Genomic DNA, 24,284 nt, shown 5'->3' with positions numbered 1-24,284 from the left:
AAAGTAGCCGCGTCGTATAGGACATTTCCCATCTTCATTGCAGACATCGGCACCCGCTCTCTGTGCGACGCTGAGTGATGTCGGTCCAGCCGCCCAAAAGACCACGCAATTTGCCGTCAGCACTGTAAAACGGCACCGTCCACTGATAGACCTCGCGGGTGCCGCTCTTGAACTGCAAGCGCCGTTTGCTGAAGCGCGATTTGCGCGTACGCAACTGCACCAGGAATTCGTCGTGCAGCATCAGCGCTGTAGCCTGCGGCAGCGCGTCAACCTCGATCAGCAACTTCCCCAGCACTTGGTCCAGTCGAATCGACAAGGCCTCCTCATAACTGCGATTGCACATGATCAGCCGTCCTTGCAGATCGCGGACAAACACCGGGTCGGGCATGGAGTCGATCAGCGCGTGCTGAAACGCCAGTTGATCGCCCAGATCCTTTTCCGCCGCGCGACGCAGTTTGATCACGGCCGTCAGTCGCCGATTCCATATCAGCGACAGCAGACCGAAAACACCAAGCCCGCCCATGCCCCAGAAACCCCATTCGAGCATCTGCTGCCAGACTGACGGCACGGGCGCCGGCGCAATACCTTCCAGCCATTTCAGACGGATCGCGCGCAATTCGGCCGCGGGAAATGCCTCCAGGGCCTTGTTGAGGATACTCAGCAGCACCGGCATACCTTTACGCACGGCGAGGTTATCGGCCTCCCATTTGCCTTCGACCAGACCGCCCACCTTGAGCAACCCCAAGGGGTACAGCTGTGCACCGATTTCGTTTTCGATGGTGGCGTAGGCTTCACCGCTCTCGACCAGTGCCCGCGCCTCGGCGTAAGTCTTGACCGAGCGAATCTCGATCGAGGGAAAGTCACGCCTGATCATGTCTTCCAGCGCATGCCGGGCCGGCAGCACCAGCACCCGTTTGCTCAATTGCTCGAAAGAGTCCAGCCGGGGCGCGTCAGCGCGGCCAACGAATACCCAGCCCGCGCCGCCAAATGCGTGGCTGTAATCCAGAAACGCCTTGCGCTCCTCGCTCATGGCCAGGGTCGTACTGATGTCCGCCGCGCCACTCTCGAGACGTTCGAGCATGTGATCGGTGGAAAACGACTCCTGATGTACGAACTGCAACCCGGTCATCGCCGTCACGCGCTTGAGTACATCGTTGTTCAGGCCACTCCATTGCCCGTGTTCGTCCTGAAACAGATACAACGGGTATTGCACCGACGTCACCGTCACCTTGGGGTTGTCGCGAATCCATTGACGCTCGTGTGCGGCCAGTTTGATGGGCTGGACTTTGGACATCACGGCATCGTCGTGCAGCGCCAGTTGCGCTGCCACACTGCAGCGCATCAGCCCCAGTAATCCGAACAAGAACACCCCAACCAGTGCCGGTTTCAAACCTCTATAAAACAGCATTGCCACTTCCTTCGTGATCGACTCACCCGTCCTTCGTGGGTGAAAACCCGAGCAGTGTGGCAGCAGAAACAAAAAAGCCCGTCAGGAGACGGGCTTCAAAATGTGACAGCTTTTACGGGCTTAAAGCGGCTTGCCGCGGTTGCCATGCTGGCTGACAAAGGCTTGCACGGCTTTCAGCTCGTTTGGCAGAACGGTGCAACGCTCGTTTCGCTCAAACAAATCAGAAAGATGTGCAGGTAGCTCGAGCGCTTTTCCTACACCGGCTTTCTCCACTGCATCCGGGAATTTCACCGGATGCGCGGTGCCGAGGATCACCATCGGGATGTCGAGGCTGCGTCGGCATTCGCGTGCAGCCTTGACGCCGATCGCGGTGTGCGGATCCAGCACTTCACCGGTCTGCTCGTAGACTTCGGCGATGGTTTCGCAAGTTTGCGCATCGTCTACGGCCAGCGAGTCGAACAGTTTGCGCGCTTCGGTCCAGCGCTCTTGCTCGACGCTGAAACCGCCGCCCTGCTTGAACGAATCCATCAAACCGGCAATCGCCGCGCCGTTGCGACCGTGCAGGTCGAACAGCAGGCGTTCGAAGTTCGACGAGACCATGATGTCCATCGATGGCGACAGCGTGGCGTGCAGGGTTTCCTTGACGTACTGATTGCCGCTCATAAAGCGGTGCAGGATGTCGTTGCGGTTGGTGGCGACGATCAACTGGTTGATCGGCAGGCCCATGTTGCGCGCCAGGTAACCGGCGAAGATGTCGCCGAAGTTGCCGGTCGGCACCGAGAACGACACCGAACGCGCCGGGCCGCCCAACTGCAGGGACGCATGGAAGTAGTAAACGATCTGGGCCATGATCCGCGCCCAGTTGATCGAGTTAACAGCCACCAGACGCGTGCCTTTGAGGAAGCTCTGGTCAGCGAAGCTGTTCTTGACCATTTCCTGGCAGTCATCGAAGTTGCCTTCGATGGCGATGTTGTGGATATTCTCGCCGAAAATCGTGGTCATCTGGCGACGCTGCACTTCGGACACACGTTTGTGCGGGTGCAGGATGAAGATGTCGACGTTTTCGCAATGCTTGCAGCCTTCAATGGCGGCCGAACCGGTATCACCGGAGGTGGCACCGACGATCACCACGCGCTCGCCGCGCTTTTCCAGCACGTAATCGAGCAAACGACCGAGCAGTTGCAGGGCGAAGTCCTTGAACGCCAGGGTCGGGCCGTGAAACAGCTCCAGCACCCATTCGTTGCCGTTCAGCTGACGCAGCGGCGCGACGGCGCTGTGGGCGAACACACCGTAGGTTTCTTCAAGAATCTTTTTGAAATCGGCATCCGGGATGCTGCCGGTGACGAACGGGCGCATCACCCGAAAGGCCAGTTCGTGATACGGCAGGCCGGCCCAGGAAGCGATTTCTTCCTGAGTGAAATGTGGCAGGTTTTCCGGAACGTACAGACCGCCGTCGGTCGCCAGACCAGCCAGCAGGACGTCTTCGAAATTCAGGGCCGGTGCCTGGCCGCGGGTACTGATATATCGCATAAGGGCAAACCTTCGGTTTGAGCTACAAGCTGTGAGCTGCAAGCTACAAGTGAAAAGCGACTCTGCTTTTACTTGCAGCTTGAAGCTGGAAACTTGCCGCTGCTGTTAATTCAAGTGCTCGACGCGGATCCGTACGACTGGACCATTGACGCCGGCCAGCGCTTCGAGGGCGGCGATGGCATCGTTGATGCGCTGTTCCACGACACGGTGGGTCAGCAGGATCATCGGTACCAGACCGTCGTGTTCCTCGACTTCCTTCTGCATGATCGACTCGATGTTGATGCCGCGCTCCGAGAGGATGCTCGCCACCTGAGCCAACACGCCCGGATGGTCCTTGGCCTGAATGCGCAGGTAGTACGCGCTTTCGCAGGCTTCGATCGGCAGGATCGGGTGGGCCGACAGCGAGTCTGGCTGGAAGGCCAGGTGCGGCACGCGGTTTTCCGGATCGGACGTCATGGCGCGAACCACGTCGACCAGGTCGGCGATCACCGACGATGCGGTTGGCTCCATGCCGGCGCCAGCACCGTAGAACAGCGTCGAACCAGCGGCGTCACCGTTGACCATCACCGCGTTCATCACGCCGTTGACGTTGGCGATCAGACGATCAGCCGGGATCAGCGTCGGGTGTACGCGCAACTCGATGCCGGCGTCTGTGCTGCGCGCCACACCGAGGTGCTTGATGCGATAGCCCAGCGCTTCGGCGTAATTCACGTCGGCGGTGGTCAGCTTGGTGATGCCTTCGGTGTAAGCCTTGTCGAATTGCAGCGGAATGCCGAACGCGATGGAGGCCAGAATCGTCAGCTTGTGCGCGGCGTCGATACCTTCAACGTCGAAGGTCGGATCGGCTTCGGCGTAACCCAGTGCCTGAGCTTCGGCCAGCACGTCTTCAAAGGTACGGCCCTTCTCGCGCATTTCGGTGAGGATGAAGTTACCGGTGCCGTTGATGATGCCGGCGACCCAGTTGATGCGGTTGGCGGACAGGCCTTCACGGATCGCCTTAATCACCGGAATGCCACCGGCCACAGCCGCTTCGAACGCCACGATCACGCCTTTCTCGCGTGCCTTAGCGAAGATTTCATTACCGTGAACGGCAATCAGAGCCTTGTTCGCGGTGACCACATGCTTGCCATTCTCGATGGCCTTGAGTACCAGCTCGCGGGCAACGGTGTAGCCGCCCATCAGCTCTATGACGATGTCGATCTCAGGGTTCGTGGCCACTTCGAAGACATCGTTGGTAATCGCAATACCGGTCGTCTGGAACTGAGGCTTTGGCGTGCGCATGGCAATTTGTGCCACTTCGATTCCACGCCCGGCACGACGAGCAATTTCCTCGGCGTTGCGCTGAAGTACGTTGAAGGTACCGCCACCGACGGTCCCTAACCCACAGATGCCTACTTTGACCGGATTCACTGTGAACTCCCCATAAAACGGCCGACGCTGGGTCGGCCGGAAAACAACCGCGTGCTCGCGGCTCTCTATTGATGGCCCGGCAATGTTGCTGCCGGACCATGATCGTCAGCGGCTGCCCGTGACGATGCGAATTACTTCGCGCCCAGCGCCAGTTTGGCGACTTGTGGCGCAGGCTGGTAGCCCGGAATGACTTGTCCGTCGGCCAAAACGATGGCCGGTGTACCGTTCACGCCAATCGACTGACCCAGAGCGAACTGCTTGGAAACCGGGTTCTCGCACTTGGCGGCCTTGATTTCCTTGCCATCGACCATTTTGTCCATGGCAGCTTTCTTGTCTTTCGAGCACCACACGGCTTGCAGTTGCTCGTCACCCGGCGAACCGAGGCCCTGACGCGGGAACGCAACATAGCGCACTTCGATGCCGCGCTTGTTCAGCTCAGGCACTTCGGCGTGCAGCTTGTGGCAGTACGGGCAGGTGGTGTCGGTGAACACGGTGATGTGCGATTTGGTTTCGCCGATGGCCGGGTAGACCACGGTTTCGGCAACCGGAATGGCGTTAACCAGTTTGGAGACGCCCAGGCGTTCGGTTTTCTCGGTCAGGTTGACCGGTTTGCCGTCCTTGAGCTGGAACAGGTAGCCCTGAACGATGTACTGGCCGTCGGCGCTGGCGTATAGAACGCGGCTGCCTTTGAGTTTGACTTCGTACATGCCTGGCAGCGGGCTGGCATTGATGCTTTCTACCGGAACCTCGAGTTCGAGCTTTTCCAGGCTTTGACGAATGGCTTTGTCGGCCGCGTCGTCGGCGACGGCAAAGGTACTGACCAACGCAATGGCTGCGGCGGCGAAAATCTGGGTCAGACGCATGAGAACTCCTGAAGGCGGACAAATGGAACGATCAGAACGCCCGTGCCGGAACACCGGGTCATAACCGTCCATCGTGCAAACCGGCAAAGCCTAACACATAAGGTCACGGTGGCCGAATGCGCCTGTCGCCACACTTTCAGGACTGCACAGATCCATGTGGGAGCGAGCCTGCTCGCGAAAGCGTTGTGTCAGCTAAATGTACGCTGACTGACACTCCGTCTTCGCGAGCAGGCTCGCTCCCACAGGAATTTTTGTTCAGCCGCGCGGGTGATGTTTGGCGTGCAGCTCTTGCAGACGCGCGCGGGCGACGTGGGTGTAGATCTGCGTAGTAGAGAGGTCGCTGTGACCGAGCAGCATCTGCACCACGCGCAAATCCGCGCCGTGGTTGAGCAAGTGCGTGGCAAACGCGTGACGCAGGGTGTGCGGCGACAGCGACTTGCCGATCCCGGCGACCTTGGCCTGATGCTTGATCCGGTGCCAGAACGTCTGACGAGTCATCTGTTCGCCTCGCTGGCTAGGGAACAGTACATCACTGGGCCGGCCACCCAGCAGCTCGCCGCGACCGTCACGCATATAACGCTCGACCCAGACAATCGCCTCCTCGCCCATCGGCACCAGCCGCTCCTTGCTACCCTTACCCATCACCCGCAATACGCCCTGGCGCAAATTGACCTGCTCTAGTGTCAGGCTGACCAGTTCAGTCACCCGCAGACCGCAGGCATACAACACTTCAAGCATGGCGCGGTCACGCTGGCCGATGGCTTCGCTCAGATCCGGAGCCTTGAGCAGCGCCTCGACGTCGGCTTCCGACAAGGACTTAGGCAACGGCCTACCGAGTTGCGGCATGTCGACGCGCAACGTCGGGTCGACACTGATCAGCTTTTCCCGCAGCAAATAGCGATAAAAGCCACGCACCCCGGAGAGGAATCTGGCAGTGGAGCGCGGTTTGTAGTTCTGCTCCAGCCGCCAGGCCAGATGATCGAGGATCAGTTCGCGACCGGCGTTGATCAGCTCAAGGTTTTTCTCCTGCAACCAGCCATTGAACAGCGCCAGATCGCTGCGATAGGCGCCGCGGGTGTTATCGGACAGGCCTTTCTCCAGCCATAAGGCGTCGAGGAATTGGTCAATCAGTGGATGGTCGATGGCAGGCATGGGCGCTCAAGACACGCGACCTTGAGGCCGACGCGCAAATGTAGAGTGAACTGTAGGAATGGGCGCTAGTCTTTCATAGCCCGCTATTTCAAGGAACAGGAGCATCAATGAACGAGCAGCAAATTCTATTGGCATTTGGCGGGATCGGCGCGGCGGCGCTGGGTTGCCAATGGCTGGCCTGGCGCCTGAAGCTGCCGGCGATTCTGTTTCTGTTGTTGACGGGGATTCTGGTCGGCCCGGTGCTGGGCTGGCTCGATCCACAGGAGATGTTTGGCCCACTGTTGATGCCGCTGGTGTCACTGGCGGTAGCGCTGATTCTGTTCGAGGGCAGCCTGACCTTGCACTTGTCGGAGTGGAAGGAAATCGGCAGCGTCGTTCATCGCCTGGTGACCATTGGCGCGCTCTCGACCTGGGTGGTTATCGCGGTCGCCACCCACTATCTGCTCGGTTTCGACTGGATGCTGGCCATCCTGTTCGGCAGCCTGACGCTGGTCACCGGCCCGACGGTGATCGTACCAATGCTGCGCGTGGTGCGACCGAAAGCCTCGATCGCCAACATTCTGCGCTGGGAAGGCATCGTCATCGACCCGATCGGCGCCCTCCTCGCTGTGGTGGTTTACAGCTTCATCATTGCCAGCGCCGAAGGGCATGGTCTCAAGCAGAGCTTGTTCACCTTTGGCGGCGTGATTCTCTGCGGCGCGGTGTTCGGCATTGTCGGTGGCTGGCTGCTCGGCACAGTGATCCGCCGACAATGGCTGCCGGAGTATCTGCATAACCTCGCCTCGCTGGCGGCGGTGCTGGGGATCTTCATAGCCGCCAACGAAGTGATGCATGAATCCGGCCTGCTGGCGGTGACGCTGATGGGCATGTGGCTGGCGAACATGAAGGGCGTGGATGTACGGCACATCCTGCACTTCAAGGAAAACCTCAGCGTGCTGCTGATTTCCGGGTTGTTCATCTTGTTGGCGGCGCGCCTGGATTTGTACGCGTTGATCGGACTGGGGCCGCTGGTGCTGATTCTGCTGCTGGTGATTCAATTGATCGCCCGGCCGCTGAACGTGCTGCTCAGTACGGCGGGCTCAAGCCTGAGCTGGCGGGAGCGTGCGTTGCTGTGCTGGATTGCGCCACGCGGGATCGTCGCAGCGGCGGTGTCGGCGATTTTCGCGATTCGCCTGCACGAAGCCGGACATGAAGGCGCGCTGCTGCTGGTGCCACTGACCTTTGCCGTGATCATCGGCACGGTGGTCCTGCAAAGTGCGACGGCACGGCCGTTGGCGCGACTGCTGAAAGTCGCGGAGCCTGCGCCGAGTGGCTTCCTGATCGTCGGCGCCAACGGCCCCGCGCGGGAGCTGGGCAAGTCGCTGCAACAACTGGGCAGTCGGGTGCTGCTGACCGATTCGAGTTGGGAGAATATTCGTGCGGCGCGTATGGAAGGTTTACCGACGTACTTTGGCAATCCGGCTTCGCAGCATGCTGATGCGCATCTGGATCTGGTCGGGCTGGGGCATTTGCTGGCGCTGTCGCCGTCGGGCGAACTCAATACCTTGGCGGCGATGCGTTTTCGCCACGACTTCGGCCATCAGCGTTTGTTTGGTCTGGCCAGTGGTCATGAAAGCCGACGCAGCGACAAGCACCGCGCGAGCCTGGAACATCGGGGCAATCAGTTGGGTAGCGAGGCGTTCACCTACGCGAAGCTGGCCAGCCAGATGGGCCAAGGGGCCGAGTTGTACAGCACAACGTTGACCGATGGCTTTGGTTGGGAGGATTACCAGGCGCTGCATGGAAATCGTGCGACGTTGTTGTTCATGCGCGATGACAGCGGTTGGGTGCATGTGGTGACGCCCGAGACTACGGTGAGGCCTGGGGCGGGGTGGACGCTGCTGGCGTTGATTCAGCCTGAGAGCATCAGCCCCTGATGTGACGCCTTCGCGAGCAGGCTCGCTCCCACAGGGGACCGCAATCCAATGTGGGAGCGAGCTTGCTCGCAAATGACGCGACCCGGTATTAGATCAGGCCACAAAACCCGGCAGCACCGGCACCGGCCGCTTGTCATCATCAATGGCGACGAAGCTGAACTGCCCATGAATCGCCTTCTCGCGTCCATCACAGCTCATGCTCTCGACAAACACCTCCACCTCGACCTTGAGGCTGGTGTTGCCGACCTTGATCACCTTCCCCACCAACTCAACGATCGAACCGGCCGGGATCGCGTGGTTGAAGTCGATGCGATCAGTAGACACGGTCACCAGCGGCAAGCGGCAGAATCGCGTAGCGGTGATGAACGACACTTCGTCCATCCATGCTAGCGCAGTGCCGCCGAACAGAGTGTTGTGGTGGTTGGTGGTCGGCGGGAAGACGGCTTTGGTTACGCGGGTCACCGAGAGTTCGGTACGGCGCAGGATTTCCTGGTCGCGGGTGGTCATGAAATAGACTCGATATCTGGCTTCCGAATACAAGCAAGATCAAAAGATCGCAGCCTTCGGCAGCTCCTACAGGGCGGGGGCAGTTTATTACCGGGCAACAAAAAAGCAGCCCGTAGGCTGCTTTTTTCTGCATCGGAAGCTGGACTTAAGCCAGTTTTTCCTTGATGCGAGCTGCTTTACCCGACAGGTCGCGCAGGTAGTACAGCTTGGCTTTACGTACGTCACCGCGACGTTTAACAGCCATGCTGTCGATCTGCGGGGAGTAGGTCTGGAAAGTACGTTCTACGCCAACACCGTTGGAGATTTTACGAACGGTGAACGCACTGTTCACGCCGCGGTTACGCTTGGCGATTACAACGCCTTCGAACGCTTGCAGACGGGAACGATCGCCTTCCTTCACTTTCACCTGAACGACAATAGTGTCGCCTGGGGCGAAGGTAGGGATTTCTTTGGTCATCTGCTCTGCTTCGAGTGCAAGGATGATTTTGTTGGTCATGCTGTGCTCCTAAGGTAAATCGTTCGATCTACCATCGATACGTTGTTAACTATCGTCCCGCTCGCGGATGTATTCCTCGAGCAGCTTCTTCTCTTCTCCAGAAAGCGAGCGGCTTTCCAGAAGATCGGCGCGTCGTTCAAAGGTCCTACCAAGGGACTGCTGTAAACGCCAACGCCGGATATGCGCGTGATTGCCACTCAGCAACACGTCGGGAACACGCTGATCCGCATACACCTCAGGTCGGGTGTAGTGCGGGCAATCCAGCAGACCATCCGTAAAGGAATCTTCCTCAGCGGAATCCGCATGCCCTAAAGCTCCAGGCAGCAGTCGTGTAACCGCATCGATCAGGACCATGGCCGGCAGCTCGCCGCCAGACAGTACATAGTCGCCAATCGACCACTCTTCATCGACATGAGCCTCAATAAAGCGCTCGTCAATGCCTTCATAGCGGCCGGCAATCAGGATCAATGCATCCGATTGTGCCAGCTCGCGTACCGCCGACTGAGTCAGTTGACGGCCTTGGGGGGACAGGTAAATCACCTTCGCCGCCTCCCCGGCTGCTGCCTTGGCCTGAACCAGAGCATCTTCCAGGGGCTTGATCTTCATCACCATGCCCGGACCACCGCCAAACGGGCGATCGTCGACAGTGTGATGCCGATCCGTCGTGTAATCTCGCGGATTCCAACAGGTCAGCTGCAAGAGCCCCTGTTTGACCGCACGACTGGTGATGCCGTAGTCGCCGATGGCGGAAAACATCTCGGGAAACAAACTGATCACTTCTACGCGCAAGTTAGCCACGCTTAGAAGTCCGCGTCCCAATCCACCTTCATCTCGCCCGCTTCCAGGTCGATGGCCAACACGCATTGCTCCGTGTAGGGCAACAGGCGTTCGCGATCATCCAGGCTGCCAGCGCAAGGCTTGACTACCATTACATCATTGGCGCCGGTTTCCAGAAGATGATCGATTTTCCCGAGCAATTGCCCCAGTTGATCAATAACCTTCAGACCTTCCAGCTGGTACCAGTAGTACTCACCGTCGGTCAATTCAGCGAACAGATTGCGCGGCACGCAGATCTCATAACCGGCCAGAAGACGAGCTTCTTCACGATCATCGAGACCCTTGAGCTTTGCGACCAGGAACTTGTCGCTCCCGCGTCCACTGACCAGCTCGACCTGTTTGACATTGCCTTCGCGCTTGAGCGTCCAGGTTTTGTACTGCAACAGGTTTTCAGTCGGATCAGTAAAGGAATAAACCTTCACTTCGCCGCGAACGCCATGAACAGAATAAATTTTGCCAATAACGATCAAATCATCGGCAACAGCAGGCGTCGCGTTCATATTGCTCAGGCCGCAGCCTTTGCAGATTCCTTCAGCAACTGAGCAACACGCTCAGAAGGCTGTGCACCAACGCTCAGCCAGTAGGCTACGCGCTCTTGGTTCACGGACAGACGGATTTCCTGACCACGGGCAACAGGGTTGAAGAAACCAACCTGTTCTTTGTGGGAGCCGTCACGCGGGTTACGCGAGTCGGTTACGGTCAGGTGGTAAAACGGGCGCTTTTTGGAGCCGCCAAGGGCAAGACGGATTGTTAGCATGTGAACATCGTTCCTGTAGTCGGTGCTGCAAATCTAAATGCACAGCGGGCATGGGTGCCCGAAAGGCCGCATATTCTAAGGAATATCCGGACTTTTGCAAATGACTTTTTCCGGCGCCTATGGCATGCCGTGCAGATCTGCATATAGAGCCGTCGATGAAAACGGCCAGTCAGCTCCCGCCGAGTGCGGGTTTGCTGTTGATCCTGCGTCCTTGCAGGGTCTGCGCCGGTGCGACGACCGGCGAAGTCTTGGTGTCCTGCCTCACCCATTTCGCTCACTTTTGGTGAGCAGAATGGGTGAGACGGGACACCTCACATCTTTGGCATGCCACCGCCGGGCAACATTCCGCCCATGCCGCGCATCATTTTCGCCATTCCGCCCTTGGCGGAGAATTTCTTCATCATCTTCTGCATCTGCTTGTGCTGCTTGATCAAGCGACCGATGTCCTGCACCTGCGTGCCGGAACCCATGGCGATCCGACGCTTGCGCGAACCGCTGATCAGCTCAGGGTCGCGGCGCTCGGCCGGGGTCATGGAGTTGATGATGGCCTCCATCTGTTTGAATTGCTTCTCTGCGGCGTTCTGGGCATTGCCCATTTGCGACAGGTTGACGCCGCCGATGCTCGGCAGTTTGTCCATGAGCCCGCCGAGGCCGCCCATGTTCTTCATCTGTTGCAGCTGATCGCGGAAGTCTTCGAGATCGAAGCCCTTACCCTTCTTCAGCTTCTTGGCCAGTTTATCGGCCTTGTCTTTATCGAGGGTCGCTTCGGCTTGTTCGATCAGGCTGAGCACGTCGCCCATGCCGAGAATCCGCGAAGCGATACGCTCAGGGTGGAACGGATCGAGCGCTTCGCTCTTCTCGCCCATACCGATGAACTTGATCGGCTTGCCGGTGATGGCGCGCACCGACAGAGCGGCACCGCCACGGGCATCGCCGTCGACCTTGGTCAGGATCACACCAGTCAACGGCAGCGCATCACCGAAGGCCTTGGCCGTGTTGGCCGCGTCCTGACCGGTCATGGCGTCAACCACGAACAGGGTTTCGACCGGGTTGATCGCGGCGTGCAGCGCCTTGATCTCACCCATCATCTCTTCGTCGATGTGCAGACGACCGGCGGTGTCGACGATGACCACGTCGATGAATTTCAGTTTGGCTTCTTTAATAGCGGCGGTGGCGATGTCCACCGGCTTCTGGCTCAGGTCGGACGGGAAGAACGTCACGCCGATGTCGTTGGCCAGAGTTTCCAGCTGTTTAATAGCCGCAGGACGGTAAACGTCCGCCGACACGACCATGACCGACTTCTTCTTGCGCTCTTTAAGGAAGCGCGCCAGTTTGCCGGCAGTGGTGGTTTTACCGGCGCCCTGCAGACCGGCCATCAGAATCACGGCAGGTGGCACGGCGCTCAGGTTCAAATCTTCGTTGGCCGCGCCCATCAGGCTTTCGAGTTCAGCCTGGACGATCTTCACGAACGCCTGGCCCGGCGTCAGGCTGCGCGACACCTCGGTGCCGACAGCGCGCTCCTTGACCGAATTGACGAAGTCCTTGACCACCGGCAGGGCGACGTCGGCTTCGAGCAACGCCATGCGCACTTCACGCAGGGTGTCTTTGATATTGTCCTCGGTCAGCTTCGCCTTGCCGGTGACATGGCGCAGCGTCTGCGAGAGACGGTCGGTTAAGTTTTCAAACATTGCGCGATCCTTTCAGGCCCTGTGTAGACCGGGATAATGGCGGCCCAGACCGGAATCAACATGTGCTCGGCGAGCCTGCGGCGTGGGCAGGTCGCGGATTATAGCGAAGACTGCGGCTGGCGGACACCTCGCTGTCAGCTTCCTGAGTCTTTCGTGCGATGGCGGTTCTATGCCAAACTCAGCCCCTTTCGGGCTTGCCTAACAGGATTTATGCTCCCCTTGTCACCCAGCTTATTGACCACCCTCGCCGCCGCCCTTCTATATGCCGCTGCGACCCTTTATCAGAGCACCCGCTTGGCCACCGGCGCCAAGGCGAACAAGCGCCTGCTGGTCAGCCTCGGCGCGCTCGCCGTAGTGGCCCACGCCGCCAGCCTGCTCACTCACTTGTTGACGCCGATCGGTCTGGGCCTTGATTTCTTCAGCGCCTCGAGCCTGATCGCTGCGGCGGTCATCGCGCTGACGCTGATCGCCTGCTCGCGCATTCCGGTGGAAAACCTGCTGGTGCTGCTGTTCCCGCTCGGCGCGATCACGGTGCTGCTGGCGCAGTTCGCGCCCACCGGCACGGTGCAGATCATCGACGAAGAGCCGGGCATCCTCGCGCACATTCTGTTGTCGATCCTCGCCTACGGCATGTTCACCATCGCGGTGTTCCAGGCCTTGCTGCTATTGGTGCAAGACCACCAGCTCAAGCACAAGCACCCGTCCGGGCTGATCAAGAATTTCCCGCCGCTGCAAACCATGGAAAGCCTGTTGTTCGGCTTCCTCTGGGCTGGCTGGACGCTGCTGTCGCTATCGCTGATCTCTGGCTGGCTGTTCGTCGAGAACCTGTTCGCCCAGCATCTGGTGCACAAAACCCTGCTGGCCTGCCTGGCGTGGATCGTCTTCAGCGTACTGCTCTGGGGCCGTAATCGTCTTGGCTGGCGCGGCCACAAGGCGATTCGCTGGACCCTCGCCGGTTTCTGCCTGCTGATGTTGGCGTATTTCGGCAGCAAACTGGTTCGTGAATACATCCTGCACATCTGACGGGCGGCATAAATGGACGGTTTGCCCATAGGGCCGATGCTCGCGGTATTTGTCCTGCTGATTTTATGGTCGGGGCTGTTTACCGCCGTCGAAATCGCGCAGCAGCACCTGCTCGCGCAACGCACCGCCTCGCGCGCCAGCGATAAACCGCTGGCGAAGCTGAGCTTCCCGCTCGACAGCCTGATCCTCTGCAATACGCTGTGCCGGGCACTCGCGGTGGTTATCGCGACGTTGCTGGCGATTTTCCTCTGCGAAGAAAACGGGCCTTGGGCAGCATGCCTAGGCGCTGGGGCAATCCTGCTGGTGTTTGCCGATTACTTCCCGCGCACCGTCGCCCAGCGTTATCCCGATGCCGTGCTGGCATTCGGCAATACCTTGCTGGCGGTGCCGCTGAAGATTGTTTACCCGTTTGCCTGGCTGTTCAGTCGTAGCAGCGGACTGCTGATGAGCCCGTTTGCACGCAAGGCTCAGGTTGTGCAGCAAAGCGAAGATGACGCGCCTGCCGACCGTTACGACGATCCAGAACACCCGGTCCGTGCACACCCGGTTTCAGGTATTCATGCGCTGGACAACATTACAGTCAACGACATTCTGGTACCGCGCAGTGACGTCGACGGCATCAACCTTGACGACTCGATCGAAGAAATCATCGAACAACTGCGCCACAACAAGCGCACACGCCTGCCGGTGTTTCATAGCGACATCAACCAGGTCGAAGCAGTACTCAACACCCGGCAGATCCGCCATCTGCTGAACAACGGTGATTTGACGCTCGAAGCCTTACTGGCAGCCAGTTACGAACCGTATTTCGTCCCGGAAAGCACGCCGCTGCAACTGCAACTGCTGAATTTCCACAAGCAACAACGGCGCTTGGGCATGGTGGTCGACGAGTACGGCGAAGTGCTCGGCATCGTCACCCTGGAAGACATTCTCGAAGAGATCGTTGGCGAATTCGAAAGCGAGCACAGCCTCGATAACCCGCACATTCATCCGCAGGCTGATGGCCGCATGGTGATTGACGGGGCAGCCTCGATCCGCGAACTGAACAAATGCCTGGGCTGGCATTTGCCGAGCGATGGCCCGAAGACACTCAATGGTTTGGTCACCGAGGCGCTGGAAACCATTCCGGAAAGTGCGGTTTGCCTGAAAATCGGGCGTTATCGGTTAGAGATTCTCGAAACCGAGGATAACCGGGTGAGCAAAGTGCTGATCTGGCACACCTCTGTCGTAGCCGCTCTGAAGCCTGCTCGATAGACAATCTTTTTGCGCTTGTTTGATTGTTAGCCCCCTTCCTATAATCGAGGCGCTTACCCAAGCGCCGCCGAACCGAGTGCTTACCCCGCACCGACAGGTTTCGGCCATTTCTGCATTACACCGGCGATTGTTCCTACCTGAAACAGCGACCGCGCCTCATCCCACATCCCTGGGTGCTCGACCATAATAATTTCATGACTGTCAGGGATCACCGCATGACGACCAGTACCGCATATAGCGACACCGCGCCTGCCCAGCCGACCAACTCAGCCACCCGCGTGGCCACGGCGAGTTTTATCGGCACCGCAATCGAGTTCTACGACTTCTATGTTTACGCCACGGCGGCTGCGCTGGTGATCGGTCCGGTGTTCTTTCCGCAGACCTCCGGCACCGCGCAGATGCTCTCGGCGTTTCTTACTTTCGGTATCGCCTTTCTGGCCCGGCCGCTGGGCTCGGCGCTGTTCGGCCACTTCGGTGACCGCATCGGGCGCAAATCGACGCTGGTTGCCTCGCTGCTATTGATGGGCGTGTGTACGACGCTGATCGGCGTGCTGCCGGGTTACGCAACCATTGGCGCTTGGGCACCGATTCTTCTGTGCGTGCTGCGTTTCGGCCAGGGCTTGGGACTTGGCGGTGAATGGGGCGGTGCCGCCCTGCTAGCCACGGAAAACGCACCGAAAGGCAAACGCGCCTGGTTCGGCATGTTCCCGCAGCTTGGGCCTTCGATTGGCTTTCTCGCGGCCAACGGATTGTTCCTGACCCTGGCCATGACCCTCGATGACGAGCAGTTCCGCAGCTGGGGATGGCGGATTCCTTTTCTGCTCAGTGCCGCGCTCGTGATGGTTGGCCTTTACGTGCGCCTGAAACTCCACGAGACCCCAGTGTTCGCCAACGCCATCGCCCGTCAGGAACGAGTAAAAGTGCCGCTGGTCGAGCTGTTCAGCCAGTACTGGGCACCGACACTGCTCGGCGCGGCGGCCATGGTGGTCTGCTATGCGCTGTTCTATATCTCGACGGTGTTTTCCCTGAGCTACGGGGTCTCCACCCTAGGTTATAGCCGCGAAACCTTCCTCGGACTGCTGTGCTTTGCCGTGCTGTTCATGGCTGCTGCCACACCGTTGTCCGCTTGGGCGAGCGACCGTTATGGACGCAAACCGGTGCTGATCATCGGTGGCGTGCTGGCAATTCTTTCCGGGTTCTTGATGGAGCCGTTGCTGACTCAGGGGTCGACCTGGGGCGTGGCGCTGTTTCTGTGCATCGAGCTGTTCTTGATGGGCGTGACGTTTGCACCGATGGGCGCGCTATTGCCTGAACTGTTCCCGACCCACGTGCGTTATACCGGCGCTTCGGCGGCATATAACCTCGGCGGCATTGTCGGGGCCTCGGCGGCGCCGTTCTTTGCGCAGAAGCTGGTGGCGATGGGTGGTTTGAGTTATGTCGGCGGGTATGTGTCGGCGGCAGCGGTGCTGAGTTTGATTGCGGTGCTGTGCCTGAAGGAAACCCGCAATAACGATCTGAATCAGGTGGCCTGACAGAAGGTCAAAAGCTTCGCGGGCAAGCTCGCTCCCACAGGGTTTTGGGGTTGGTCACAGATTCTGTGTTCACCCAATCCCATGTGGGAGCGAGCCTGCTCGCGATTGCCGCGACTCGGTTTAGAGTTCTACGACAACAGCTTGAGCAGCACGCGTCGCCTTGGCACGAGCAGCCTCGATCGACTCATCTCGCGCCAGCGCCACGCCCATGCGGCGCTGACCATTCACTTCTGGCTTGCCGAACAGACGCAACGCCGTGTCCGGCTCGCTCAACGCCGCGCCGAGGTTGGCGAAAGCGGTCTGATTCGACTGCCCTTCCACCAGAATCACCGCCGAAGCCGATGGCCCGAACTGGCGAATCAACGGTACTGGCAGGCCCAATATCGCGCGAGCGTGCAGCGCGAACTGCGACAGATCCTGGGAAATCAGCGTCACCAGACCGGTGTCATGCGGACGCGGCGAGACTTCGCTGAACCACACCTGATCACCCTTGATGAACAACTCAACGCCGAACAGACCACGACCGCCCAGCGCTTCGGTTACCGCTTTGGCAACGCGCTCGGACTCGGCCAGGGCTATCGGGCTCATGGCTTGTGGCTGCCAGGATTCCTGATAGTCGCCCTTCTCCTGACGGTGGCCGACTGGCGCGCAGAAGGTGGTACCGCCGATGTGGCGCACGGTCAGCAGGGTGATTTCGTAGTCGAAATCGATAAAGCCTTCGATGATCACCCGACCTTTGCCAGCGCGACCGCCCTCCTGCGCGTAATCCCAGGCTTTCTGCACGTCATCGGCGCTGCGCAGCAGGCTCTGGCCTTTACCCGACGAACTCATCACCGGTTTGACGACGCACGGAAAACCCAGATCCTCAACGGCTTTGCTGTAGTCCTCGAAGGTGTCGGCAAAGTGGTACGGCGAGGTCGGCAGGTCCAGCTCTTCAGCGGCCAGGCGACGGATGCCTTCGCGGTTCATGGTCAGTTGCGCGGCACGTGCGGTCGGGATCACGGTGAAGCCTTCGGCTTCCAGTTCAACCAGAGTGGCGGTGGCGATGGCTTCGATTTCCGGCACGATGAAGTGCGGCTTCTCGGCTTCGATCACGGCACGCAGGGCGGCGCCGTCGAGCATATTGATCACGTGGCTGCGATGGGCAACCTGCATGGCCGGCGCGTTGGCGTAGCGGTCAACGGCGATCACTTCAACGCCCAGGCGTTGCAGCTCGATCACCACTTCCTTGCCCAACTCACCACAGCCACACAGCAATACGCGGGTCGCGGTTGGCGACAATGGAGTTCCGATACGGGTCATCTCAGGTCCTCAAAGAAGCGGATCATCGAGGAAAGCAACGCCAGACGCGCTTTCCATGGGGAGAAAGCGCGGCATTTTACATGAACCTGAGGCTTTGGCTTCAGCCGGCGACAGCCTGTTTGCGCTCACGCCAGGCCATGATCAGCCAGACGGCAGTGACACCGGCGAATTTCGAGGCCAGGGCGGTGATGATCACCGGCGGCGTCAGCAGGTCGATCATGCCGAAGAAGATGAAGGTGTCGAGGGGAATGCTCAGTGCCGAGCTGATCCACAAGCGGTCGCGCAATGGCCGTTTGGTGACGCTGAACACCAGCCAGTCGATGATCTCGGACACCGCGAACGCCGTGGCGCTGGCCAAGGCAATGGATGGATCGGAGGTGACGTAAGACAGCACCAGCGCCGCCAGCATCGCCACGAGCGCGCCATGGCCGAAGCGGGCTTGCACCATGTCGCGCAACACGAACACCAGACCACCCCAGGCCGACCAGATGATGTCCAGATGTGGCGCAGTGGAGAAGGCGAAGTTGATCAGCACGACGCTGCTGATGTAGGCGATGAGGAAAATCATGGGGGCGACCTGACAGATTGGCGCACAGGTTACTTGACCGACAGATCAAGAGCCACCCCCTCACCCCAGCCCTCTCCCCGAGGGGGCGAGGGGGAAAGGGAGCAGATCGCGGGGCTTTTCAAAACTTGAGGTCGACTCAATCGTTCAGGTCGATGCAGCTCGACTATCAACTCGGTCAGTCCCCTCTCCCCCTGGGAGAGGGTTAGGGTGAGGGCAATCACATGCCGATCACGACTTCGAAGGGATCATCCACACCAACCCACTCGCCTTCGCCCGCTCATGACACAACCCCAGCACCACCCGGCGCTCGTCATTGGTCATACGGCCCCAGCGGGTAATTTCCTCGACCGTACGCTGACAGCCAGTACAAATGTCAGCCTCATCCAGCGCACAAATATTCACGCACGGCGAGGCGACGGGTCTTTCGGATGTGTTCATTCTTCCTCCTCAACCAGATCACGCGCATAACGCTGTGAGTTATGCACATAGTGCGCGGCGCTGGCTTCGAGCATCTTCTTCTGCGGCTCGGTCAGCTCACGAACAACCTTGCCCGGCGAGCCCATCACCAGCGAACCGTCAGGAATTTCCTTGCCTTCGCCGATCAGCGAGTTGGCGCCGATGATGCAGTTCTTGCCGATTTTCGCGCCATTGAGAATCACCGCGTTGATGCCGATCAGGCTGTAATCGCCGACGGTGCAGCCATGGAGCATGGCGTTGTGGCCAATGGTCACGCCGGTGCCGATGGTCAGCGGAAAACCCATATCGGTGTGCATCACCGTGCCGTCCTGCACATTGCTGTTCTTGCCGATCAGGATCAGTTCGTTGTCGCCACGCAGCACGGCGTTGAACCAGACGTTGGCGCCCTCTTCCAGTTTGACCTTGCCCACCAGCACGGCATTGGGGGCGACCCAGCTCTGTGGATGGGTCACGACACGGGCGTCGCCCAAGCGGTATTTCATCTTGTTTTCCTCAGGGCTCACGGTGAATGACCGTTCGAACGACGGCTTCAGGTATTGATAAAGCTTTTCGGCGGCTCATGCAGGCTGATTTTCGCGTCATAGAGCAGGTTGATCAACTCTACGATCATGATCGCCGTCAGCCCCCAGATCTTGTATTCACCAAATCGATAGCTCGGCACGTACCAACTGCGACCCTGATAGTCGATGCGGTGAGTGTGTTCACGAGGGTCTTTGCGGAAGAATTCCAGCGGTACGCTGAACACTGCTGCGATCTCGGCATCATTGGCCTGATACTCGACGAAGTCGGGAATCACGCCGACATACGGCGTTACCTTAATGCCATGCAGGGAAATCAGCGGACTGAGCGGGCCGATGACTTCGACCAGCCCCGGCGGCAGGCCGATTTCTTCTTCGGCTTCGCGCAGCGCGGTGAAGATCAGATCCGGATCCTCGGGATCGCGGCGACCACCGGGAAAAGCGACTTCGCCGCCGTGGGTCGAGAGCCCGCTGGCACGCAAGGTCAACACCAGTTCCGGTTCGTCACTGCGGGTGATCGGCACCAGAACGGCGGCCTCGGGGAAACGTGTGTCGGTCTCCAGCGTGCGCGGTGTGTGGTTGCTAACCCTATGCAGTAGCTCGTCCAGCATGAGTGTTCTCGATCGGTGCCTTACCCTGCATCATGCACCAATCATTGCGAGCGCCCAAGCCCCCGAAACCCGTCGTGTCGCGAAACGACAACTTGCCGACCGGCATCGCTGCACGCCAAGATAGGCGCAGCATTCAGGAAGCCCAGCATGAAATTTTGCAGCCACTGCGGTAACCCGGTCACCCAGCGCATTCCCGAAGGCGATTCGCGGCTGCGATTTGTCTGTGACAGCTGTCAGACCATTCACTATCAGAACCCCAACATTGTCGCCGGCTGCGTGCCGACCTGGGGCACCAAAGTGTTGCTCTGCCGGCGTGCCATCGAGCCGCGCCTCGGTTACTGGACGTTGCCCGCCGGCTTCATGGAGAACGGCGAGACCATCGAGCAGGCTGCCGTCCGTGAAACCGCCGAAGAAGCCTGCGCCCGGGTGCGCAACCTGAGCATCTACACGTTGATCGACGTGCCGCACATCAGTCAGGTGCATGTGTTCTTTCGCGCCGAACTGGTCGATCTGGACTTTGCCGCCGGCCCCGAGAGCCTTGAAGTGCAATTATTCGACGAAGCCGACATCCCCTGGGACGAGCTGGCTTTCCGCACCGTGGGGCGTACCTTAGAATGCTTCTTCGCTGATCGGCGTATCGAGACATATCCGGTTCGTTCGGAATCGATCCCACCGCTTGCTCAGCCTGCCATCACCTAAAATATCCATAACTAAAATATCTGCGTCACTCCCTGGGGAATCGTTTCAATGCGCTGGTTGCTTGCCCTGTTCTGCCTGTCGTTCGTTACCGTCTCCCAAGCGTCCTTCGTGACCACCGTGACGCCGTCGAATACGCCTCTTATCGAAAAAGTGCTGGTGCTCAAAGCGGCTCATCAGCTGCAGTTGATCGCCGACGGCAAGCCCCTCAAGACCTATCGCATTTCCTTGGGCAAAGGCGCGAAAAAAGGTCCAAAACTGATTGAAGGCGACAAGCGCACGCCGGAAGGTTTCTATTGGATCGACTGGCGCAAGACCAGCGACAAATTCAATCTGTCGATGCACATTTCCTACCCGAACATCAGCGATTCGGCCCGCGCCCGGCGTGAAGGCGTCGAGCCTGGCGGGATGATCATGATCCACGGCACGCCGGATTCGGAAGAAACCCCGGAAGACCTGTTCCACACCCTCGACTGGACGGACGGCTGCGTCGCCATGCGCAACGTTGATATGCGCGAAGTGTGGAGCCTGGTGCCGGACGGCACGATGGTCGAAATCCGCCCTTAACGATCAACCACTGGTCACCTGCAAAAAAATAATTCAAAAGATCGCAGCCTGCGACAGCGCCTACTGGGTTGATACCACTTCCCACGGTAGGCGCTGTCGCAGGCTGCGATCTTTTGCTTTTTACAGCCCACCTTTAATACCACTTAAAACCAGACCCGCTACAACCCGCCATTTCATTGGGCCACAGGCCTATTGCCTGCGTTGACATGGTATTCAAGTGGTATTAGTTTCCGCCCCACAAGCGAGCCACAACAATCCTATACTCGCGACGGAAATGCCCTACATGAACGACCTCCATACCCTACGCCCGGACGACTCCCAGCCGACGCCGCTGTACCTGCAACTGGCACGCAATCTGGAAGCGGCGATTCATGCCGGGCAGTGGAAGTCCGAGCAGGCGATGCCTTCGGAACGCAACCTCAGCGAGCAACTGGGCATCTCCCGAGTCACCGCGCGCAAGGCGCTGGAAGTCCTCCTCGATCAAGGCCTGATCCGTCGCCTACAAGGTTCCGGCACCTTTATCACGCCCCGCCTCGAACAACCGCTGTCGCGCCTCTCCGGTTTCAGCGAGATGCTGCGCCTCAAGGGCTTTGTGCCCAGCTCGCAATGGCTGGAGCGGGAAATCACCCTGCCGACCCACGAAGAACTGATCCGCCTCGGTCTGTCGCCCAACGACAAGGTCGCGCGCATGAAGCGTCTGCGCAAAGCCGATGACACCGTTATGGCCATCGAAATGAGCACCCTGCCCGCCTCGATCATGCCCAAGCCGCAACTGGTCGGCGATTCGCTCTACGAATACCTCGACGGCATCGGCAAACCGATCGTCCGCGCCTTGCAGCACATCCAGGCGATCAACGCCTCGGACGAGTTCGCCGCGCTGGTCGGCATCGCCCCCGGCACCGCGATGTTGCTGATGACCCGGGTCGGCTACCTCGAAGACAACACACCGATCGAAGTCACCGACACCTATTGCCGCAACGACTACTACGACTTTGTTGCAGAGCTGCGTCGATAAGCGCAGCCACAAGCGAGAATCAAAATGTCCGAAGACAACATCCTCACCGCCAGCGGCTGGATTCGCGGCCGGCTGATCCACGAACACGGCAAAGTCGTGTCGATCGAAGGCGTGCCCTGCGATCCGGCGAGTAATGACTTGCCGTATCTGCTGCCGGGTTTCATCGATCTGCACGTGCATGGCGGTGGCGGCAAAGACATCATGGAAGGCGCCAGCGCTTTCGAAACCATCACCAGAACCCACGTGCGTTTCGGCACCACCTCGCTGTTGGCCACCACCATGACCGCGCCGAGTGCCGAGATCTCCAGCGTCCTGAAGGAAGTAGGAGAGTTCTGCGAACAGCGTCCGAAAGGTGCCGCCCGCGTCCTCGGCGTACACCTCGAAGGCCCGTACATCAATCCGGGAAAACTCGGTGCGCAACCGAATTTCGCCCACACCGCGTTGATGGCCGAAGTCGAAGAATACCTGGCGCTGGCGCCGATCCGGGTGATCACCATCGCACCGGAAATCGCCGGTCATGACGGTTTGATCCGTGAGCTGAGCAGCCGTGGCGTGCGCATGCAGATCGGCCACACCCTCGGCAGTTACGAGGAAGGCGTTGCCGCAATGGAGGCTGGCGCGACCAGTTTCACTCACCTCTACAACGCCATGAGCCCGCTGCATCACCGTGAGCCGGGCATCGTCGGCGCGGCGCTGGCCCACGCTAAATTCGCCGAGCTGATTCCCGATTTGCTGCATGTGCATCCCGGTGCCATTCGTGTGGCCCTGCGTTCGATCCCGTGCCTGTATTGCGTCACCGATTCGACCGCTGCCGCCGGCATGCCTGACGGTGAATACAAGCTCGGCAGCCACACCGTGACCAAATGCCTGGGCGGCGTGCGCCTGCCCGACGGCACCTTGGCCGGCAGCACGCTGACCATGGATCAGGCCCTGCGCAATCTGGTGAAGATCGGTCTGCCGATCGCCGAAGCCTCGCAACGTCTGTCGCAATTCCCCGCCGACTACCTCGGCATCAACGAACGCGGGCGCCTGCAACCGGGTGCCTGGGCCGACTGCGTGCGGCTCGATCGCTCACTCACACTGACCGCCGTCATGGTCGAAGGAGAAGACATTGACTTCAAAAATGCTTGAGGAGGCGCTGTCCTCGTTCGAGGCCGTGCAAGCCCAACTGCAACAGCTCGACCCGCAGATGATCGAGATCGCCGGACGCCTGCGCCGTCAGCCACCGCAAGTGGCGATGACCGTTGCGCGCGGCAGCTCCGACCACGCGGCGAGCTACTTCGCCTACCTGACCATGCAGCAACTGGGTGTGCCGGTGGCGTCGTTGCCGATGTCGGTGGTGACCATGCAGCAAGCGCCGTTGAAGGTCAGTGGTCAGGTCGCGTTTGCCTTTTCGCAATCGGGTCAGAGCCCGGATCTGGTCAATAGCCTGCGTCTGCTGCGCAAACGCGGCGCGCTCAGTGTGTCGATGGTCAACGCCGCCGATTCGCCACTGGAAGCCGCGTGTGAATTCAGCGTGCCGCTGATGGCCGGGACTGAAAGCAGCGTCGCCGCGACCAAAAGTTTTATCGCCACCCTCAGCGCCAGCGCTCGTTTGATCGCGCATTGGAAAGAGGACAGCGAATTGCTCGAAGCCGGCAATGCCCTGCCCGAAGGCCTGCGCGAAGCGGCGAAACAGGACTGGAGCGTGGCTATCGAAGCACTGCGCGATTGCGAGCGTTTGATGGTTATTGGACGTGGCGCCGGTTTTGCCATCGCCCAGGAGGCCGCGCTGAAATTCAAGGAAACCTCGGCGATTCAAGCCGAAGCGTTCAGCAGCGCGGAAGTCCGTCACGGGCCGATGGCACTGATCGACGAACACTATCCGCTGCTGGTGTTCGCTCCGCGCGGCGCCGAACAGGCTGGCCTGCTGAGTCTGGCCGCAGAAATGCGTCACCGCGGCGCCCGTGTGTTGCTGGCCGCGCCGGATGACATCGCCGAGCGCGACCTGACCCTGACCCGCGCCGAACATCCAGCCCTCGATCCGATTCTGGCGATCCAGAGCTTCTACGTGATGGCCGCAGGTCTGGCCGTGGCCCGCGGCATGGACCCGGATCAGCCACGCCACCTGAGCAAAGTGACCCGCACGCACTAACTCCGAATGACTGCAGACCTGAT

Annotated in this window: 25 protein-coding genes; 9 read left to right on the top strand and 16 right to left on the bottom strand. The window is 59.6% G+C overall.

What is annotated here, in order from left to right; translation table 11 throughout:
• Window positions 1-34 precede the first annotated feature (34 nt).
• From ACZZ0G_RS17355 to xerD, 5 genes are all read right to left on the bottom strand, one after another.
• Window positions 35-1,408, bottom strand: coding sequence for a transporter substrate-binding domain-containing protein (locus ACZZ0G_RS17355; protein WP_463556945.1), 1,374 nt, complete (start codon window positions 1,406-1,408; stop codon window positions 35-37).
• Window positions 1,409-1,528: 120 nt separating this feature from the next.
• On the bottom strand, window positions 1,529-2,938 hold the full coding sequence (thrC, locus tag ACZZ0G_RS17350; protein WP_463556944.1) for a threonine synthase: 1,410 nt from the start codon (window positions 2,936-2,938) through the stop codon (window positions 1,529-1,531).
• A 105-nt stretch (window positions 2,939-3,043) separates the two neighbouring features.
• Window positions 3,044-4,348, bottom strand: coding sequence for a homoserine dehydrogenase (locus ACZZ0G_RS17345; protein ID WP_463397555.1), 1,305 nt, complete (start codon window positions 4,346-4,348; stop codon window positions 3,044-3,046).
• Window positions 4,349-4,479: 131 nt separating this feature from the next.
• Entirely contained in the window at window positions 4,480-5,211 is a 732-nt protein-coding gene (gene dsbC, locus ACZZ0G_RS17340; RefSeq protein ID WP_053117452.1) for a bifunctional protein-disulfide isomerase/oxidoreductase DsbC, read from the bottom strand.
• A 255-nt stretch (window positions 5,212-5,466) separates the two neighbouring features.
• Window positions 5,467-6,363, bottom strand: a complete 897-nt coding sequence (xerD, locus tag ACZZ0G_RS17335) for a site-specific tyrosine recombinase XerD (protein ID WP_463556943.1) — start codon at window positions 6,361-6,363, stop codon at window positions 5,467-5,469.
• Between the two features lie 107 nt (window positions 6,364-6,470).
• Here xerD and ACZZ0G_RS17330 point away from each other — a divergent pair, with 107 nt between their 5' ends.
• Complete coding sequence (locus ACZZ0G_RS17330; RefSeq protein ID WP_463556942.1) at window positions 6,471-8,279, top strand: cation:proton antiporter; 1,809 nt, start codon at window positions 6,471-6,473, stop codon at window positions 8,277-8,279.
• A 93-nt stretch (window positions 8,280-8,372) separates the two neighbouring features.
• On the opposite strand, the gene ACZZ0G_RS17325 is transcribed toward ACZZ0G_RS17330, so the two are convergent.
• From ACZZ0G_RS17325 to ffh, 6 genes are all read right to left on the bottom strand, one after another.
• Window positions 8,373-8,786, bottom strand: coding sequence for an acyl-CoA thioesterase (locus ACZZ0G_RS17325; RefSeq protein WP_463556941.1), 414 nt, complete (start codon window positions 8,784-8,786; stop codon window positions 8,373-8,375).
• A 145-nt stretch (window positions 8,787-8,931) separates the two neighbouring features.
• The gene (gene rplS, locus ACZZ0G_RS17320; RefSeq protein WP_003175895.1) at window positions 8,932-9,282 is read right to left on the bottom strand and encodes a 50S ribosomal protein L19; all 351 of its coding nucleotides are present in this window, start codon (window positions 9,280-9,282) and stop codon (window positions 8,932-8,934) included.
• A gap of 45 nt (window positions 9,283-9,327) precedes the next feature.
• Window positions 9,328-10,080, bottom strand: a complete 753-nt coding sequence (gene trmD, locus ACZZ0G_RS17315; RefSeq protein ID WP_008081628.1) for a tRNA (guanosine(37)-N1)-methyltransferase TrmD — start codon at window positions 10,078-10,080, stop codon at window positions 9,328-9,330.
• Window positions 10,081-10,082: 2 nt separating this feature from the next.
• Window positions 10,083-10,619: a ribosome maturation factor RimM gene (rimM, locus tag ACZZ0G_RS17310; RefSeq protein ID WP_463556940.1), complete on the bottom strand. Its 537-nt coding sequence runs from the start codon at window positions 10,617-10,619 to the stop codon at window positions 10,083-10,085.
• Between the two features lie 5 nt (window positions 10,620-10,624).
• Complete coding sequence (gene rpsP / locus ACZZ0G_RS17305) at window positions 10,625-10,876, bottom strand: 30S ribosomal protein S16 (protein ID WP_003185073.1); 252 nt, start codon at window positions 10,874-10,876, stop codon at window positions 10,625-10,627.
• 311 nt (window positions 10,877-11,187) lie between these two features.
• Window positions 11,188-12,564, bottom strand: coding sequence for a signal recognition particle protein (gene ffh, locus ACZZ0G_RS17300; protein ID WP_007908988.1), 1,377 nt, complete (start codon window positions 12,562-12,564; stop codon window positions 11,188-11,190).
• Between the two features lie 210 nt (window positions 12,565-12,774).
• On the opposite strand from ffh, the gene ACZZ0G_RS17295 reads away from it, so the two are divergent.
• From ACZZ0G_RS17295 to ACZZ0G_RS17285, 3 genes are all read left to right on the top strand, one after another.
• Complete coding sequence (locus ACZZ0G_RS17295; protein ID WP_034154823.1) at window positions 12,775-13,587, top strand: cytochrome C assembly family protein; 813 nt, start codon at window positions 12,775-12,777, stop codon at window positions 13,585-13,587.
• 12 nt (window positions 13,588-13,599) lie between these two features.
• Window positions 13,600-14,841, top strand: a complete 1,242-nt coding sequence (locus tag ACZZ0G_RS17290; RefSeq protein ID WP_463556939.1) for a transporter associated domain-containing protein — start codon at window positions 13,600-13,602, stop codon at window positions 14,839-14,841.
• A gap of 215 nt (window positions 14,842-15,056) precedes the next feature.
• Window positions 15,057-16,373 (top strand): MFS transporter, encoded by a 1,317-nt coding sequence (locus tag ACZZ0G_RS17285; RefSeq protein ID WP_103306392.1) that lies wholly within the window; start codon window positions 15,057-15,059, stop codon window positions 16,371-16,373.
• A 120-nt stretch (window positions 16,374-16,493) separates the two neighbouring features.
• Here the strand turns inward: ACZZ0G_RS17285 and purT are convergent, their stop codons facing one another.
• The 5 genes from purT to ACZZ0G_RS17260 form a co-directional block, all read right to left on the bottom strand.
• A complete protein-coding gene (gene purT / locus ACZZ0G_RS17280) occupies window positions 16,494-17,675 on the bottom strand; it encodes a formate-dependent phosphoribosylglycinamide formyltransferase (protein WP_463556938.1) in 1,182 nt (393 codons plus the stop codon).
• A gap of 100 nt (window positions 17,676-17,775) precedes the next feature.
• The gene (locus ACZZ0G_RS17275; RefSeq protein ID WP_463556937.1) at window positions 17,776-18,243 is read right to left on the bottom strand and encodes a preQ0 transporter; all 468 of its coding nucleotides are present in this window, start codon (window positions 18,241-18,243) and stop codon (window positions 17,776-17,778) included.
• A 228-nt stretch (window positions 18,244-18,471) separates the two neighbouring features.
• Window positions 18,472-18,681 carry a DUF1289 domain-containing protein gene (locus ACZZ0G_RS17270; protein WP_463556936.1) on the bottom strand — a complete coding sequence of 70 codons (210 nt, stop codon included), beginning with the start codon at window positions 18,679-18,681 and terminating at the stop codon, window positions 18,472-18,474.
• The gene (locus ACZZ0G_RS17265; RefSeq protein ID WP_463556935.1) at window positions 18,678-19,202 is read right to left on the bottom strand and encodes a gamma carbonic anhydrase family protein; all 525 of its coding nucleotides are present in this window, start codon (window positions 19,200-19,202) and stop codon (window positions 18,678-18,680) included. Before ACZZ0G_RS17265 ends, ACZZ0G_RS17270 begins: the two co-directional genes overlap by 4 nt.
• Window positions 19,203-19,249: 47 nt before the next feature.
• Window positions 19,250-19,849 (bottom strand): CoA pyrophosphatase, encoded by a 600-nt coding sequence (locus tag ACZZ0G_RS17260; protein WP_463556934.1) that lies wholly within the window; start codon window positions 19,847-19,849, stop codon window positions 19,250-19,252.
• Window positions 19,850-19,996: 147 nt separating this feature from the next.
• On the opposite strand from ACZZ0G_RS17260, the gene ACZZ0G_RS17255 reads away from it, so the two are divergent.
• From ACZZ0G_RS17255 to ACZZ0G_RS17235, 5 genes are all read left to right on the top strand, one after another.
• Window positions 19,997-20,548, top strand: a complete 552-nt coding sequence (locus ACZZ0G_RS17255; protein ID WP_463397561.1) for an NUDIX hydrolase — start codon at window positions 19,997-19,999, stop codon at window positions 20,546-20,548.
• Between the two features lie 48 nt (window positions 20,549-20,596).
• Window positions 20,597-21,112: a L,D-transpeptidase family protein gene (locus ACZZ0G_RS17250; protein WP_463556933.1), complete on the top strand. Its 516-nt coding sequence runs from the start codon at window positions 20,597-20,599 to the stop codon at window positions 21,110-21,112.
• Window positions 21,113-21,395: 283 nt separating this feature from the next.
• On the top strand, window positions 21,396-22,127 hold the full coding sequence (locus ACZZ0G_RS17245; protein ID WP_463556932.1) for a GntR family transcriptional regulator: 732 nt from the start codon (window positions 21,396-21,398) through the stop codon (window positions 22,125-22,127).
• Window positions 22,128-22,151: 24 nt separating this feature from the next.
• Window positions 22,152-23,258 carry an N-acetylglucosamine-6-phosphate deacetylase gene (nagA, locus tag ACZZ0G_RS17240; RefSeq protein WP_463556931.1) on the top strand — a complete coding sequence of 369 codons (1,107 nt, stop codon included), beginning with the start codon at window positions 22,152-22,154 and terminating at the stop codon, window positions 23,256-23,258.
• Window positions 23,239-24,261 carry an SIS domain-containing protein gene (locus tag ACZZ0G_RS17235; protein ID WP_463556930.1) on the top strand — a complete coding sequence of 341 codons (1,023 nt, stop codon included), beginning with the start codon at window positions 23,239-23,241 and terminating at the stop codon, window positions 24,259-24,261. Before nagA ends, ACZZ0G_RS17235 begins: the two co-directional genes overlap by 20 nt.
• Window positions 24,262-24,284 lie beyond the last annotated feature (23 nt).

It is taken from the genome of Pseudomonas sp. AC169 (assembly GCF_979258515.1).
The sequence above is the reverse complement of the archived record's forward strand: the minus strand, read 5'-3'. Positions and strand labels throughout refer to the sequence as shown.